This window comes from Vibrio sp. 10N.222.55.C6 (genome assembly GCF_041473395.1).
In the GTDB taxonomy this organism is placed as follows: domain Bacteria; phylum Pseudomonadota; class Gammaproteobacteria; order Enterobacterales; family Vibrionaceae; genus Vibrio; species Vibrio crassostreae_C.
Genome location: NZ_JBFRSD010000432.1, coordinates 1 through 603, shown reverse-complemented (window position 1 = coordinate 603; position 603 = coordinate 1). Strand labels below are relative to the sequence as shown.

Sequence of the window (603 nt, the reverse complement as noted above, 5' to 3'; positions counted from 1 at the left end):
GAAATATACCGCAGGTCGTTATTTCAGACCGGGGATGATTTTCGCCTACATGTATTAACTAAATGACACGAGTTTCAACAAAAGCAGTGGTATGCAGGTTGAAATAGGTGGGGAGCTTTCGGGCTCCCCAAATGTCACTGGATTAGGGTATCGAGATGCGCACTAAAACTAAAAAAACCACTGTATACGATGTAGCGAGACTTGCTGGTGTTTCCCCAAGCACGGTTTCTCGTTTTCTTAATCGAACCACTTATGTATCGGATGATAAAAGTCAGAACATCGAGCAAGCAATCAAAGACACTGGCTACAAGCCCAATTTTCAAATGCAGGAGAACATCAATCGCCGTTCATTGACGATTGGTGTATTGGTGCAACACCCTGACAGCCCTTATACCAGTCGAATCCTCAACGACATGGAGAAAACTCTGATTGCCCAAGGCTACTCATTGGTGATCGCGACGGGGCACTGGCAAAAAAAGCTCGAGATACATGCGTTGGAGTACCTAGCTAAAAGTAACGTAGATGGCATGATCATCGTGACGGGCAGTATTACCAAAGAAGATATCGCCAAATATGCACAAGACATCCCGGTCGTGGCGGTAG

1 protein-coding gene is annotated in these 603 nt (G+C 45.6%); it reads left to right on the top strand.

The window, feature by feature from the left end:
* Window positions 1-155: 155 nt before the first annotated feature.
* Window positions 156-603 (top strand): LacI family DNA-binding transcriptional regulator (locus AB4486_RS24460; RefSeq protein WP_372119240.1); only part of this gene is annotated, 448 nt, incomplete at its 3' end.